This is a genomic window from Flavobacterium sp. xlx-214, from assembly GCF_013874595.1.
Classification (GTDB): Bacteria; Bacteroidota; Bacteroidia; order Flavobacteriales; family Flavobacteriaceae; genus Flavobacterium.
On the sequence record NZ_CP059431.1, the window covers coordinates 806,856 to 821,762 of the forward strand.

The following is a 14,907-nucleotide window of genomic DNA, read 5'->3' on the forward strand; positions in this document are numbered from 1 at the left end:
AAAAGCTGCTTTCAATGAAAGCAGCTTTTTTATTGCAAACAATATACAAATAGGCAATACACACTCGTGGTAATTTTGTATCTTTAAAAAATCTCAAAAACATACTTTATGCAAGGAGCCGCAGAGACTTCTCACCACTTATATCCTCTTATTTCTGATTTAGGCTTGATTTTAATGACAGCAGGTATTGCAGTACTGATCTTCAAGAAAATAAAACAACCTTTGGTTTTAGGTTACTTAATTGCTGGGTTCTTAGCAGGACCTCACTTTCCGTTGTTTCCGACCGTTCAAGAAAAGGCAAGTGTAGAAGTATGGGCTGAAATTGGGGTTATTTTCTTGCTTTTTAGTTTAGGACTTGAATTTAGCTTTAAGAAACTGGTTAAAGTAGGTGGTTCTGCCAGCATTACTGCGGGTGTACAAATTGCCGCTATGATTATTGTTGGTTTTACTACAGGTAAACTAATGGGATGGAATTTTATGGACAGTATTTTCTTAGGAGCTATCTTATCCATGTCATCCACCACCATTATTTTACGAGCCTTTGATGAACTGGGTGTGAAAACGCAAAAGTTTGCGGGGGTAGTATTTGGAACATTGATTGTAGAAGATATTGTTGCTATTTTACTAATGGTATTGTTATCAACCATTGCCGTATCGCAACAATTCTCTGGTGTTGCCTTAATGGAATCTATCTTTAAACTCGGTTTTTTCTTAATACTTTGGTTCTTGGCTGGTATCTTTTTCATACCCACATTGCTTAAAAAAACTCGTAATTTATTAACCGAAGAAACTACTTTAATTGTATCGCTTGCGTTGTGTTTACTAATGGTTATTTTGGCAAATGCTGCTGGGTTTTCACCTGCATTAGGCGCCTTTATTATGGGATCTATCATTGCGGAAACTACCAAAGCAGAACAAATTGAGCATTTAATTAAACCTGTAAAAGATTTATTTGGCGCGGTTTTCTTTGTATCGGTAGGTATGTTGATTAATTTAGACACCTTACAAGAATACGCTGTACCTGTTATCATCATTACTTTTGTTACCATTTTTGGTAAAACAATTGCCACTATGTTAGGCGCTTTGTTATCAGGACAACCGTTAAAACAATCTATTCAAGCAGGAATGAGCTTGGCACAAATTGGTGAGTTCTCTTTTATCATTGCCACTTTAGGAATGACATTAGGTGTAACCAGTGGTTTCTTGTACCCTATTGTTGTAGCGGTTTCGGCAATTACCACTTTTACCACTCCGTTCTTCATCAAAAGCTCGTTAAAAGTTTACCAAAGAGTACAAAAAATCATTCCGCAAAAGTGGGAAGATCGTTTGGATAATTATTCATCCGAAACACAAACCATTCGCAAAACCAATCATTGGAAAAAATACATTACAGGCGTTTTATCGCACATCATTATACATACTGTAATTATTGCGGGTATTATCTTTGTAAGTATTTATTATTTAATTCCGCTAGCAAATGGCCCTATCACCTTTTATTCGTATGTTTTTATAACGCTGGTGGCTATTTTACCGTTCTTGTATGCTTTGGCATTACAACGTGTTGCATTGCCTTCATTAAAGCTACTTAAAAGCGACAACAAAAACATTACCCCTTTAATTTTAATTGCGCTGTTTAGAATTGTAATTTGTTTTATGATAGTTTTCATAATGATCAACGAATTAATCAATCCACTTGTGGGCGCAATTGTATTGGTGGTTTTAATTGTTTTTGGGGTGTTGTTTCCAAAGAAAATACAAGCTTGGTACAACAAAATTCAAAATCAGTTTATAGAGAACTTTAACGACAGGGAAATATCAGAAGCCATTAGAAACAAAAGCGATTTAACGCCGTGGGATGGACACATGACTACTTTTGAAATTCCGCAAGAATCTTTGCTATCCGGTCAATCGTTAAAGGATCTGAAAATACGTGAAGAATTAGGTGTAAACGTAGCCATTATTAAACGAGGCGATTTAATTATCAACATACCCGATAAAGACGAAAAGATATTCCCGAAAGATATTTTATACGTAATTGGTACCGATGAACAAGTAAAAGATTTTGAATTGTTTATTGATAAATCGCTAGTAGGATCGGTTGATTACCACACCGAAATTGTATTACAAGGGTTTGAATTAACCAATGATGCTTTGTGTGGCTTTTCGATTCGTGAAAGTAAGTTACGCGAGAAAAGCAATAGTATTATTGCCGGTATTGAGCGTAATGGCGAACGTATTTTGAACCCACAACCTACTTTTATTTTACAAAAAGGCGATATTTTATGGCTGGTTGGCGATAAAAAGAAAATTGCCCATTTATTTGCTGAATAATGATGAAGATACAACTTGCACAACCAACCAATATACCAGCCATTATGCAGGTAATTGACGATGCCCGCAACATCATGCGTCAAAACGGTAACCATACCCAATGGATTAACGGATATCCGTCACATACCGTTATTACAACCGATATTGAAAACAAGCACGGTTACGTTATTACCAACAACCAAGAAATAGTAGGTTATTTTTGTTTTGTTACAGGCAACAACCCAGAACCTACCTACAACGTTATTGACAACGGAAATTGGCTTAATAACAAACCTTACGGCGTAATTCATAGGCTAGCTTCAAACAACAAAGCAAAAGGTGTAGCCAAAGCGTGCTTTGATTATTGTTTTACCCAAACAAACAACATTAGGGTTGATACCAATAATAACAACCTACCCATGCAAAACTTCTTTAAAAAGTACGGTTTTACCTATTGCGGTGTTATTTATGTTGCCGATGGAAGTCCTAGAGATGCTTTTCAGATGACAATCTCTTAATCAAACGTTCTGTATATTCCCACAACAATATCTTCTATCTCTTGATCTATGATCATAAAGCTACTATTCAAAGGTAGATTATTTTTAATTATTATAAATTCATCATTATACCGTTCTTGCCAATAAACAGCCTGAATTTTTAAAGTCATTGTATCAGAAAGGACATAATGAGGTATTTCATATTTAAAATACCCTTTTTCATCAGTTTTAACACCTTTACTACTTCCTTTTACTGAAACGAATGCTCTTGGAATAGGCTTGTTTTCATAATTTATAACTATTCCCCGAATAACATCCTTTAAAGTATCATTAAAAAAAGGATCTGTTTGAAACAACTGTTCATAATCAGCAATCGCCTTTTCAGGTTGTTTTTGAACTGAACATGAAACAACCAAGCCTGCTACTAATAAACCATAAAATGCATTCTGCAACTGCTTATATTTATATTGATGTGAAGAAACAGTAATCGGTCGGTTTAATTGCGATTGTTTTAATTGAATGCATTTAGGCTTTGTCTTTGAAGTAACCAATTGATGTAATTCATCATCTGTTAAGCTAGTAGCATCAAAAACCTTTTCGCTACATAACAAACACATCTTCTCTTTATTTGAAATAAGCTCAGAACTCCATTCTTGCTTTTCACAAGGCTTTGGAATATGTATTTTAATAGTCTTTTTCATATTACAAACTTTACAAAAACAAATCTTAATTGTTATAAATATAGTCAAAGTTTAATTACATATATTCAAGCTAATTCAAAAAGCAAGTTTTTATGTATGCGGTGCTATTTATGTTGCTGATGGAAGCCTAGAGATGCTTTTGAGATGATGGTTTAGTTATTTTATTACAGCAAAGTAAAAACGACGACGGTTTGAGTTTATTGAGAACTCATACTACCACAAGATTACATCATATAAGTAACTTCATCTAAAAACAAACATGTTTCTTAAAATGGTTCAATGCATTGTAGCGTACATAAGGTATGCCTATAGGGTTAACAGATATATTGTATTAGTAGAAAGGCTTTAAAACTAAATTTACGGTTATAGTTGCAATAAAGTGTACAACGGGGTAGCTTAAATTAGAATCGCGCAAAATAAAGAAGTATGCATGAGATCCTAAAACAAGTTTGGGATGAATGTGCGTTGTTACTTTGTGTTTAAAGAGAACTTCTTATTAAGCTTATACTGTTTAATACGTAATACAAAAAAACCTTTATCAATTAAGATAAAGGTTATTAATTATACGTTAAGCATTTATCCCATATATAAGCAAATTGGGTAATAATGCAGAATACAAGCATAATCTCTAATAAATACCTAAAAAGAATTATCTGATTACGCTCTTTATTTAAATTCATTGCATCAAAAAATCTAGTAATTACCATACCTATACACAAAAATAATATCATAAAAACATCATTCAATTCAAATGTTTCAAGCACTAAACCTAATACTAATAAGCTTAATGCAAGAGCGGACAATAAAACTTCAGTTTTTTTAACAAAAACTGTTAACGGCTTTAATCTTGTATACATAAAGTAATCAAGTATAAAAGCAAAAATTAATAATATTAAGAAACCTATCATTATAAAATATCTTTAAATTCTTTATTGATCTTTATGAATAACTACAACAGTTAAGATTATTAAGGAAAATGAAAATCCAATAAAAATATTCTTCCCTTTTTAAGCTTTCACATTCCAGCATTTCCTCAATGTTCTTTCAATGCCATGTAATTAGAATGATGAAAAGGAAAAATCTTTTAAATCTATTGTAGCTTTTCATGCAATGTATTTAAAAAATTAAAAAACCTTTATCAACTAAGATAAAGGCTTTCTTTATGAATTGTAATTAACTATATTAGTTATTCAATGCTTCTGCACCACCTACAATCTCTAAGATTTCGTTGGTAATAGCTGCCTGACGTGCTTTGTTATACGTTAATTTTAACTGATCACGTAAATCTTTAGCATTATCAGTAGCTTTGTGCATAGCTGTCATACGCGCTCCGTGCTCTGCAGCGTTAGAGTCTAAAACAGCTTTGTACAATTGTGTTTTTAACGATGTAGGTATTAAATTTAAGATAATCTCTTCTTTAGAAGGCTCATAAATATAATCTACTGTTGCGTTAGAAGTTGCCTCAATAGGTTTTAAAGGTAAAAACTGTTCTGTTATTACAATTTGTGTAGCAGCGTTTTTAAATTGGTTGTACACCAACTCAACACGGTCATAAGTACCTTCAATAAAAGTATCCATAATTTGTTGTGCTACTGCTTCTACATTAACAAAAGTTAAGGCATCAAACAAATCACTACGGTTAGCTAAAAGCGTTTGTGTTTTACCAACACTATCAAACCCTTTTTTACCAATAGTTAAAACATCTACTTTTTTACCAGCATATACGTTATCAATTAAATCGCGAGTTGCTTTAATAATGTTAGCATTAAAACCACCACACAAACCACGGTTTGATGTAATAATTACTAAAAGCACTTTATTTACTTCGCGTTGTTCTGCATATACACCACCAGCATCGCCTTCTAAGGTTGCACTAATGTTCTGAATTAACTCGGTTAATTTCTCAGCGTACGGACGCATAGCTGTAATAGCATCTTGTGCTTTTTTTAATTTAGCAGCCGATACCATTTTCATTGCCGATGTAATCTGCATGGTTGATGATACCGAATTGATTCTATTACGTATTTCTTTTAAGTTTGCCATTTTAATTGAATTAAGACAAAAATTAGATATTAGTATTGAGAAGTTAGAAATCTAGATTCTCAATACTAATTACTCTACACTTTTATTAGTATTTAGAAGCTACTTCTTTAGCTACTTTTTCTAAAGTTGCTGTAGCTTCATCAGATAAATTACCTGCTTTTAAAGCATTTAATGTATCGCGGTAAGATAAGTTTAATACTTGTAAGAATTCTTTTTCAAACTCTTTTACTTTCTCAACAGGTACATTACGTAACAAGTTTTTAGAACCAGCGTAAATAATAGCCACCTGATCTTCTACAGAATAAGGATCGTTTACAGCTTGTTTTAAGATTTCAACGTTACGTTTACCTTTTTCAATTACGTTTAAAGTTACAGGATCTAAGTCTGAACCAAACTTAGCAAACGCTTCTAATTCGCGGAACTGTGCTTGATCTAATTTTAATGTACCTGATACTTTTTTCATTGATTTAATTTGCGCGTTACCACCAACACGAGATACCGAAATACCTACGTTAATTGCTGGACGTACACCTGCGTTGAATAAATCTGACTCTAAGAAAATCTGACCATCAGTAATCGAAATTACGTTGGTTGGGATATAAGCAGAAACGTCACCAGCTTGTGTTTCAATAATTGGTAAAGCAGTTAATGAACCACCACCTTTAACAATTGGTCTTAACGATTCTGGTAAATCGTTCATGTTTTTAGCAATTTCGTCATCACCAATAATCTTAGCAGCACGCTCTAATAAACGAGAGTGAAGATAGAAAACGTCTCCAGGATATGCCTCACGACCTGGTGGACGACGTAAGATTAACGACATTTCACGGTAAGCTACTGCTTGTTTAGATAAATCATCATAAACAATTAATGCAGGACGACCTGAATCACGGAAATACTCACCAATTGCAGCACCTGCCATAGGAGCATATACTTGCATTGGAGAAGGATCTGATGCGTTAGCCGCAACAATGATTGAGTAAGCCATTGCTCCTTTTTCTTCTAACGTTTTTGCAATGTTTGCTACAGTTGAAGCTTTTTGCCCTACTGCAACATATATACAGAATACTGGTTTACCAGCATCGTAAAATTCTTTTTGATTTAAAATGGTATCAATACAAACAGTTGTTTTACCTGTTTGACGGTCACCAATTACCAACTCACGTTGCCCACGCCCAACTGGAATCATAGCATCAATAGCTTTAATACCTGTTTGCATAGGTTCTGTTACTGGCTGACGGAAAACTACTCCTGGTGCTTTACGCTCGATTGGCATCTCGTATAAATCTCCAGTGATAGGACCTTTACCATCTATTGGGTTACCTAAGGTATCTACCACACGTCCTAACATTCCTTCTCCTACTTTAATAGAAGCGATACGTCCTGTTCTTTTTACAATAGAACCCTCGCTTACTCCTGTAGACGGACCGAATAAAACAACACCTACGTTATCTTCTTCTAAGTTTTGTACCATTGCCTCTAACCCGCTCTCGAACTGAACCAACTCACCATATTGTGCGTTAGCTAAACCGTGAACACGTGCAATACCATCTCCAATTTGTAGAACTGTTCCTACTTCTTCTACCGAAGCTTCTGTTCCAAAACCTGATAACTGTTTCTTTAAAATTGCTGAAATCTCAGCAGGATTAATTGCTGCCATGCGTTTGACTATTTTATCACGTTAAACGTGTGTGATTTTAATTATTAAATTCTCTTTTTAATTGATTTAGTTTGTTGGCAATAGATGCGTTGTACTGCATATCGCCTAAACGAATGATAAAACCTCCAATAATATCAGCATTAACTTCGTTAACTATGCTTACATCTTTGTTTGAAAGTTCTTTTACTTTTGCTAACACTTGCGCCTCTAAAGCATCAGTTAACGGAGTTGCAGTTGTAACATAAGCTACCTGAATTCCTTTTAACTCATCATATAAAGTAGCATATTGTGCTGCAATTGCTTCTAAAATATCTAAACGCTTGTTTTGTAATAAAACCGAAAATAAGTTTTTAGTATCTGCGTTAGCCGAAGCAAAAATTTCGTTTAAGGCAGCTAATTTAGATTCTCCTTTAACTACAGGGTTTTCTAAAAATAACTTTAACTCATTGCTTTGCGAAATAGCGTCTGCGATATTTTTCATATCTGCGCTAACTACTTCAGCATTTCCTTTTGCGTTAGACACGTCAAGAATTGCTTTAGCATATCTTACCGCTGCTCTTGTTCCCGTCATAACGTATTAGTTTAATTTAATATCGTTTAATAATGATCCTACCAACTGCTCTTGAGCGTTTTTATCTGCTAACTGATTTTTTAATAACTTCTCTGCAATATCAATAGATAAAGTAGAAACTTGGTTTTTAATATCAGCCATTGCAGCGTTTTTCTCACTTTGGATAGATGCTTGTGCTTGTGCAATCATTTGTGCACCTGCATTTTGAGCTTCTTCTTTAGCTTCAGCAATCATTTTGTCTTTCATATCACGTGCATCTTTCAACATAGCATCACGCTCTAAACGTGCTTCTGCTAACAATTTCTCATTGTCTGCTTTTAAGTTAGCTAAATCTCTTTTAGCATTTTCAGCTGCTGCTAAAGCGTCTGCAATACCTTCTTCACGTGCTTCTAAAGCATTAACGATAGGTTTCCAAGCAAATTTTCCTAATACGAAAATAATAACTACTAAAATAATTAATTGCCAGAAGAATAATCCAAAACTAAAATCGTTAATTAATTTTTCCATTATTTATAAAATGTGAATTGATGTTTTACTTTATTTCTTGTTTAATTAAACAATATCTGCAACCAACCGTTGCAGATATTTGCTTTTTTGTTCTAGTGACTATTTACCTAAGATTAAAGCACCAAATGCTAAACCTTCTAATAATGCACCAATGATAATCATTGCAGTTTGGATTTTTCCAGCAGCTTCTGGTTGACGAGCGATAGCGTCCATAGCTGAAGATCCGATTTTACCTAAACCGTAACCAGCTCCGATCACGATTAAACCTGCACCAATAATAGTTGGGATTGTCATAATAATTGATTTATATATAATTAAACAAAATGTTAATACTCTACTTTAAAATATCTTAGTGATGATCATCATGCGCATGCTCTTGTACAGCTGAACCTATGAACAATGATGATAACATTGTAAAGATAAATGCTTGTAAGAACGCTACTAAAATTTCTAAGAAAACTAAGAATGTTGATAATAAAAATGATACTCCTGTTGCACCTGCAGCACCTAATGATTGTTTCATTACGAAAGCTACTGCAATTAACCCCATTACTACCGAGTGACCTGCGGTAATGTTTGCAAACAAACGAATTAATAATGAGAATGGTTTTGTGAACATACCTAACACCTCAATTGGTGCTAAAACTATTTTCATTGGTGCAGGTACACCTGGCATCCAGAAAATGTGTTTCCAATAATCGGCATTTGCAGATATGTTGGTATATAAAAAGGTAAACAATGCTAAACAAACAGTTACTGAAATGTTTCCTGTAACGTTTAACCCTAGCGGAGTTAAACCTAAAATATTCAATAAAAATATTAAGAAGAATACCGATAATAAATACGGCATGAATTTTTTGTACTTTTTGTCGCCAATGTTAGGGCGCGCCATTTCATCGCGTACATAAATAACCAATGGCTCTAAAGCGCGTGCAAAACCTTTTGGTAAATTGTTTGGCGATGATTTGTAAGTTCTTGCCAATGCTGTAAAACCTAAAAACAATAAGAAAGCAGCTAATAATAAACCTACTACGTTTTTGGTGATTGAAAAATCTAATGGTTTTTCATTTGTTGGGTGGTGCTCAGCATCGTACTTAATAGTACCTGCAGCATCGGTCTTATAAATTTTACCGTGGTAATATTTATAATGTTGCCCACCATTTTCTACAACTTTACCGTTGTAAACAAAATCTTCAGAAGACATGAATACTTTTAAACCATTATCAATTAAGATTACAGGTAAAGCAAAACCATAGTGTCTGTGAGCTTCTGCATCTCCGTAAAATGAATAGTAATGATCATCCATTAAGTGATGTTGCACATACTCTTGAACAAATTCTGGAGAACTTGGGTCTTTTGTTACATGCTCTTCAGCGTGTGCTTCATGTGTTTCATGAACATCATTAGCAACTGCAACTTGCACTGTATCCTGTGTAGGAACCACCGGTGTTTCTGCATTAGACACCAAAGGCATCATTGCAAATAAAACCGCTGTTAGCAAATGAAGTGATTTTTTAATAGTCACCATACCGTAATTAAATTTTTTTATGGTTCAAAAATTTTGTGCAAAAATACAATAAATATCGTTTCCACACAGAAGTAATTCAACTTTTTTTTCTTAATTATTTTTTACTGAATACGATTGATTTAAAACACGATAGGTTACATAGACATCAAATATCAAAAACAAAAAGAAAACAATTAAGAAATTGTGCTTAAAAAAGTCTGATGTATTGGCTGTTTCTAAGGCTGGGTTTATTACTAAGTAATTAATAACTACTTTTAATGTTAAGACCCCTAAAAACACATAACCAACATTTTGCGGCATGCTTTTACCAATACCCACCATAGCAAAAATCATTACTACAGACAATAATAATTGTAAAGCATAAATTTGCCATAAATGCATGTAAGCGGTATCCCAAAGAACTAAATCTTTTGTAATAGATTGAAGTAAAAAATGAAGACCAAAGGCAATTAATGCCAATATGGTTAATTGTCCTACAAATGAAAGTGCCTTACCCATTTTTATTTAATTTATTTACTTGGCTAATGATTTGATACATTGCTACAAAAATTCCGAGCAAAGTTACACTTTTTGTTCCCCAATCATTGGCAATAACATATTTTTTATCTAACCAATTTCCTACTTTATAAAACAAATAAATGGTAACACCCATTTGAAAAGGAATACTGGTAAATACCAACCATTTATTTGAATTATTGGGCTTATTCATACATTATTGTTGGGTGTTTACATACTCATCCCAATTCTTTTTAATCAACACCACGCCATAATCATCGGTACTAATTAAAACTGGACTTTGTTTGATGCCGTATTCTTTATCTAGCTCTAAATACATTTGAGCCGATTTTGCAATATTACCCGATTTTACACCATGCAATACAAAGAAAATGGTATTATCGTTGTACATATCGGCACTAAACACCATACCTGTATGTCTACGATCGTTTGCATATTGCTCTAGTTTTGTTTTTAATGCAATGCCTTCTTCATTCAACGGATATGGAATTGCATACACCATCTTAATGTTTTTAGACAAATCACGTTTAAAACTTAATCCTTGTAGCTTAGGCAAATCTTTAGTAATAATACGCTCAGCTTCTTTTCCTTCTTTTGATGTTGGATACGTTAAAGCTACAAATTCTAATGCTTCTTTATAATGTGTTAAACCACGTAACTTACCAATTGTCATTGCTTTTAAAAGTTCAAACTTACTCACAATTCCATCGCCAATAATGGTAGGAATCTTAGCATCTAACTCTTGTAATGTTTCATAATAAGCGCCGTTAGCATACAAACGATATACTTTGTTGTACTCATCTGTTGGCGATCCTTCTCCGGAAATAACAGCATTAGGATTTAAAGCCACTTGGGTATAGCGCGAGTTAGGGTGATTGGTTTTTAAATCCTCTAACATAGCTTGCGCCTTAGCAGGATTTATCTTTAAATAAATTTTATACAAATGATATTTTGCAGGTTCTATTAACCCTTGTTCAGGATTGGTTGCTAACAAATGTTCTAATTTGCCCGCTGCAACTTCATACTCTTCTAAACGATCACTGTACAGCAAACCTAATTGATAATAAGCATTATCACGATCTAATTTCAATCGTTTTAACTCTTCCTCATCTGTAGGAATTTGCTTTATGTAAAAATCAACATTGTAACGCGCCACATTAGGATCATCAATACTTGCTGTATCATTTGCAGAAGAATCAGGAGCTTGTTGTTGATTGTTAGAAACCACGCTTGCATTATTACTACTTGCTGCCACCTCAGCCCAACGCCAATTATCTGTTAACTGACGATTGCCCCATTTTTTACTGAAATCGGTTTTTCCTTGTAAAACGGTATTGGTATTGTAAAAATAAAAGTTAGACGAAGAACCTACACTTGGTGCCATTCCATTACTAGTGGTTTGTTGCGATGATGCTTGCTGTGATCTTAAATCGTCTTGTTTTAATTGATCAATAAGTTTTTGAATTTCTGCTTTTCGTTGTGTATCATCCATTGATGCTAAATTCAAAATACTATCGTTTCTCTTTGCTAACTGCTCGTATCGAACAATATCAACCAAATTATTACGCTTGCGCTTTACTTGCACATACTCACGAGACATAGGGTTCATGTACACCATAGTACTATCGTAATACATACCCGCGGTTTCAAACTGCTTTTTTTGATAGTAGATATTTGCCAGTTTGTTGTAGTTGGCTACTTTAATGTATTCATTATTTTTATTGACTTTTAAAGACATGTTGTAGTCTTTAATTGCTTTGTCATCTAACTTATAAGCTTCATGCATTACACCTAATTGATGAAAAATAATATCAGAATAAGCTCTGTTTTCTCTATCATTTAATAACGATAAATATTGCTTTACAAATGCAGTGGTATCAATGGCATTAATATCTTGATTGGCAAATTTTTCTGCATGTGCATTAATAACCAATGCTCTAGAAATTCTTCTGTTATAATCAATTACATCCTGAAAATTCTTTACCGCTTCAGACTTTTGCCCTGTTTTGCTGTTTAACTGACCTAGAATATAGGTATACCTTGCTTTTTCATCGGTATTAGAAGTAAAATCAATGGCTTGTTTTAAAGGCATACGTGCCGAATCTAAGTGTGATAAATTAATATATCCTTGTGCCAATGTAGCATAAGCATCGGCTTTGGTTTGATCTTTTAGTTTGGTATCGTTATCTCTAAGAATTTTTTTAATGTTTTGTATAGCCATACCATCATACTCTAACTTTAAATTGGTTTTTTCTTTCCAAATTAAAGCATCATAAAACAAATCGCTATCAGGATATTTTAAAATAATGTAGTTAAACGCTTCTATGGCAGGCACAAAACGCAAGTCTTGGTAACGCGCTTTACCTAGCAACATATAAGCTTCATCAATCTGCGGATTGTGCTCTTTACCCGCCACATACATAGAATGTTTTTGCGAAGCCTTCACTGCTTTTTCTTCAGCACGTTGAAAGTGAGGACTTTTTTCTACTGCGCCTGTAACAATTAACGCTTTTTCATCGCGTTGAGTAGGTTCCACAGTAATTACATTAGAAAAATCGTCAACATATTTTTTCTTTAGCTCTTGCACCCCTCTATCATAAGAGGCAGTACCGTTGTAAAGTATGTTGTATTTTGTATTAGTGGCGTGAAAGCCTTTGTTCATAAAACCCGTTTTTTCGGTAGAACATGCAATGATGACCCAAACTAATATTAAAACGGCGGCGTATTTTGAGAAAACTGTTTTCAATGGAATGCTTTTTACAATAACTAAAAAATACAGATTTTCGTATAAAAATTTTAGAAAAACTTAACGTTCTATACTTCAATTGGTAAAAATAAGAAAACAGAACATAACTTTTACAACAATTAGAAATTTAAAAAAAATCGCTCCTAATAAAGGAGCGATCTCTTCTTCATAGCAAAATGCTAATCAACTTAATCTAACCAAAAACCAATTTATTTTCTAATTTTAAAAAACCCTTGCTCGAATATACTAAAATAATATATCATTTCACATTTTTTTAAGAATTATTTTAAATTTTTACTTAAAACGAATAAAAATAAATTGTTTTACATTTGTTGCTTAATTTAAAGAAATGAAAAAAGATATTGATTTTCCTAAATCAGAGAAGGTTTATTTAGCAGCAATTTCAGAATGGAACGATGATTTTCTGGAAGATAGTTGGTATGTTTATTTAATAAATGATAACAATGAACCTTTAGAAATGGCTTTAGTTGTTTCTCGTGCTTACGGAACAATAAATGGCGAGCAACGCAAAACAGGTACTTTTAGACATGCTTTTAACGAAGTAGCTGCGCATGACAAAATAAAAGTTGAATTGTTAGAAAACAACGTATTACAATTAAACAACGAATTTAAAATCACTTACTTTTTAAACAATAAAATGTACGATAAAACATTTACGTTTAAAACAAACACTGTAAATAAAAATGCACTAAGCGATATACCTACAACCGATTTAAGAGGAATTTTGTTAAAATAAAAAAGTCAGATTTTAAAATCTGACTTTTTTATTTATGCTTCTTTATTTTTCTTATTGGATATTAACGACCAAATAACCGATAAACCTAATACCGAACCAATAATGGTTAATGATACCGAAGAATCAAAATGATAATACGGCATGATAATCATTTTCGTACCAATAAAAACTAAGATAATAGCTAAGCCATAATGTAGTTTTGAAAACATATCCATTGAATTTGCTAAAAGGAAATACATAGAACGCAATCCTAAAATAGCAAAAATGTTAGAGGTGTATAATATAAAAGGATCATCTGGTGCAATTGCGAAAATAGCTGGAATACTATCAACAGCAAAAACCAAATCGGTAATTTCAATTACAGCTAATGCAACAAATAAAGGCGTTACCATTTTTACGCCATTTTGAACGATAAAAAAGCTATCGCCATGGAAATCCTTGGTAACTTTAAAAAACTTGTGTACAATACGTACCCCAATGTTTTTAGATAAATCGCTGTTTTCATCATCGTGATTATCTGATGCCCAAGATTTTATACCTGCAATAATTAAGAAGATACCAAAAACAAATAAAATTACATTTAATTGGCGAGCCTCTCCTGTTTCAGGATCAATTCCTAAAAACGGCAAGGTTATGTAAGTTAATTTAATTAACTCAACTCCAGCAAAAATAAAAATCGCTCTAAAGAACAAAGCTCCTAAAATACCCCAAAACAATACTTTATGCTGAAATTCTTTTGGTATTTTAAAAAACTTAAACACTAAAATAAACACAAAAAGATTATCTACAGATAGTGCTTTTTCAATCCAATAAGCTGCTTGGTATTTAGAGAAATTATCGGTTATACCATAAGGCTTATCTAAAACCCAATATACAACCCCACTAAAAACCATTGAAAGGGCAATCCAAACAATTGTCCAAGAAAGGGCTTCTTTGTTAGAAATAGAATGACTTTTTTTATTAAAAACACCTAAATCTAATAAAAGCATGATAACAACAGCAATGGCAAAGCCACCAATTAACCACGGATGGTTTATTAAATGATCGTCTGGTAAATTTGTCTTCATATTT

At 33.2% G+C, this 14,907-nt stretch carries 15 protein-coding genes; 3 read left to right on the forward strand and 12 right to left on the reverse strand.

Features of this window, described 5'->3' with window-relative positions:
- The first annotated feature begins 108 nt into the window (after window positions 1-108).
- The gene (locus H1R17_RS03760) at window positions 109-2,331 is read left to right on the forward strand and encodes a cation:proton antiporter (RefSeq protein ID WP_163431414.1); all 2,223 of its coding nucleotides are present in this window, start codon (window positions 109-111) and stop codon (window positions 2,329-2,331) included.
- A complete protein-coding gene (locus tag H1R17_RS03765) occupies window positions 2,331-2,828 on the forward strand; it encodes a GNAT family N-acetyltransferase (RefSeq protein WP_163431415.1) in 498 nt (165 codons plus the stop codon). The genes H1R17_RS03760 and H1R17_RS03765 overlap by 1 nt, the downstream gene beginning before the upstream one ends.
- Here H1R17_RS03765 and H1R17_RS03770 read toward each other — a convergent pair.
- From H1R17_RS03770 to H1R17_RS03820, 11 genes are all read right to left on the reverse strand, one after another.
- Complete coding sequence (locus H1R17_RS03770) at window positions 2,825-3,508, reverse strand: hypothetical protein (protein ID WP_163431416.1); 684 nt, start codon at window positions 3,506-3,508, stop codon at window positions 2,825-2,827. The two genes, H1R17_RS03765 and H1R17_RS03770, sit on opposite strands and share 4 nt — an antisense overlap.
- A 557-nt stretch (window positions 3,509-4,065) precedes the next feature.
- Window positions 4,066-4,416, reverse strand: a complete 351-nt coding sequence (locus H1R17_RS03775) for a hypothetical protein (protein WP_163431417.1) — start codon at window positions 4,414-4,416, stop codon at window positions 4,066-4,068.
- Window positions 4,417-4,690: 274 nt separating this feature from the next.
- Window positions 4,691-5,551: an ATP synthase F1 subunit gamma gene (gene atpG / locus H1R17_RS03780; RefSeq protein WP_163431418.1), complete on the reverse strand. Its 861-nt coding sequence runs from the start codon at window positions 5,549-5,551 to the stop codon at window positions 4,691-4,693.
- Window positions 5,552-5,636: 85 nt separating this feature from the next.
- Window positions 5,637-7,211: a F0F1 ATP synthase subunit alpha gene (atpA, locus tag H1R17_RS03785; RefSeq protein ID WP_163431419.1), complete on the reverse strand. Its 1,575-nt coding sequence runs from the start codon at window positions 7,209-7,211 to the stop codon at window positions 5,637-5,639.
- A 37-nt stretch (window positions 7,212-7,248) separates the two neighbouring features.
- Window positions 7,249-7,782: an ATP synthase F1 subunit delta gene (gene atpH, locus H1R17_RS03790; protein WP_163431420.1), complete on the reverse strand. Its 534-nt coding sequence runs from the start codon at window positions 7,780-7,782 to the stop codon at window positions 7,249-7,251.
- A 6-nt stretch (window positions 7,783-7,788) separates the two neighbouring features.
- Complete coding sequence (locus H1R17_RS03795) at window positions 7,789-8,289, reverse strand: F0F1 ATP synthase subunit B (RefSeq protein WP_163431421.1); 501 nt, start codon at window positions 8,287-8,289, stop codon at window positions 7,789-7,791.
- 99 nt (window positions 8,290-8,388) lie between these two features.
- Complete coding sequence (locus H1R17_RS03800) at window positions 8,389-8,583, reverse strand: ATP synthase F0 subunit C (protein ID WP_060874638.1); 195 nt, start codon at window positions 8,581-8,583, stop codon at window positions 8,389-8,391.
- A 55-nt stretch (window positions 8,584-8,638) separates the two neighbouring features.
- On the reverse strand, window positions 8,639-9,817 hold the full coding sequence (gene atpB / locus H1R17_RS03805; RefSeq protein WP_163431422.1) for a F0F1 ATP synthase subunit A: 1,179 nt from the start codon (window positions 9,815-9,817) through the stop codon (window positions 8,639-8,641).
- Window positions 9,818-9,907: 90 nt separating this feature from the next.
- Window positions 9,908-10,315 (reverse strand): hypothetical protein, encoded by a 408-nt coding sequence (locus tag H1R17_RS03810; protein ID WP_163431423.1) that lies wholly within the window; start codon window positions 10,313-10,315, stop codon window positions 9,908-9,910.
- A complete protein-coding gene (locus tag H1R17_RS03815) occupies window positions 10,308-10,526 on the reverse strand; it encodes an AtpZ/AtpI family protein (RefSeq protein WP_163431424.1) in 219 nt (72 codons plus the stop codon). Before H1R17_RS03815 ends, H1R17_RS03810 begins: the two co-directional genes overlap by 8 nt.
- A 3-nt stretch (window positions 10,527-10,529) precedes the next feature.
- Window positions 10,530-13,079: a tetratricopeptide repeat protein gene (locus tag H1R17_RS03820; RefSeq protein WP_163431425.1), complete on the reverse strand. Its 2,550-nt coding sequence runs from the start codon at window positions 13,077-13,079 to the stop codon at window positions 10,530-10,532.
- Between the two features lie 349 nt (window positions 13,080-13,428).
- On the opposite strand from H1R17_RS03820, the gene H1R17_RS03825 reads away from it, so the two are divergent.
- On the forward strand, window positions 13,429-13,836 hold the full coding sequence (locus H1R17_RS03825) for a hypothetical protein (protein WP_163431426.1): 408 nt from the start codon (window positions 13,429-13,431) through the stop codon (window positions 13,834-13,836).
- Between the two features lie 32 nt (window positions 13,837-13,868).
- On the opposite strand, the gene H1R17_RS03830 is transcribed toward H1R17_RS03825, so the two are convergent.
- Complete coding sequence (locus tag H1R17_RS03830) at window positions 13,869-14,903, reverse strand: TerC family protein (RefSeq protein ID WP_163431427.1); 1,035 nt, start codon at window positions 14,901-14,903, stop codon at window positions 13,869-13,871.
- Between the last annotated feature and the right edge of the window lie 4 nt (window positions 14,904-14,907).

Bases quoted from the DNA above. Each gene is read 5' to 3' on its own strand.
- H1R17_RS03765 (WP_163431415.1), top strand. From the start codon at position 2,331: ATGATGAAGATACAACTTGCACAACCAACCAATATACCAGCCATTATG.
- atpB (WP_163431422.1), bottom strand. From the start codon at position 9,817: ATGGTGACTATTAAAAAATCACTTCATTTGCTAACAGCGGTTTTATTT.
- atpA (WP_163431419.1), bottom strand. From the start codon at position 7,211: ATGGCAGCAATTAATCCTGCTGAGATTTCAGCAATTTTAAAGAAACAG.
- H1R17_RS03775 (WP_163431417.1), bottom strand. From the start codon at position 4,416: ATGATAGGTTTCTTAATATTATTAATTTTTGCTTTTATACTTGATTAC.
- H1R17_RS03810 (WP_163431423.1), bottom strand. From the start codon at position 10,315: ATGGGTAAGGCACTTTCATTTGTAGGACAATTAACCATATTGGCATTA.
- H1R17_RS03825 (WP_163431426.1), top strand. From the start codon at position 13,429: ATGAAAAAAGATATTGATTTTCCTAAATCAGAGAAGGTTTATTTAGCA.
- H1R17_RS03770 (WP_163431416.1), bottom strand. From the start codon at position 3,508: ATGAAAAAGACTATTAAAATACATATTCCAAAGCCTTGTGAAAAGCAA.
- H1R17_RS03795 (WP_163431421.1), bottom strand. From the start codon at position 8,289: ATGGAAAAATTAATTAACGATTTTAGTTTTGGATTATTCTTCTGGCAA.
- H1R17_RS03760 (WP_163431414.1), top strand. From the start codon at position 109: ATGCAAGGAGCCGCAGAGACTTCTCACCACTTATATCCTCTTATTTCT.
- H1R17_RS03800 (WP_060874638.1), bottom strand. From the start codon at position 8,583: ATGACAATCCCAACTATTATTGGTGCAGGTTTAATCGTGATCGGAGCT.
- atpG (WP_163431418.1), bottom strand. From the start codon at position 5,551: ATGGCAAACTTAAAAGAAATACGTAATAGAATCAATTCGGTATCATCA.
- H1R17_RS03830 (WP_163431427.1), bottom strand. From the start codon at position 14,903: ATGAAGACAAATTTACCAGACGATCATTTAATAAACCATCCGTGGTTA.
- H1R17_RS03815 (WP_163431424.1), bottom strand. From the start codon at position 10,526: ATGAATAAGCCCAATAATTCAAATAAATGGTTGGTATTTACCAGTATT.
- atpH (WP_163431420.1), bottom strand. From the start codon at position 7,782: ATGACGGGAACAAGAGCAGCGGTAAGATATGCTAAAGCAATTCTTGAC.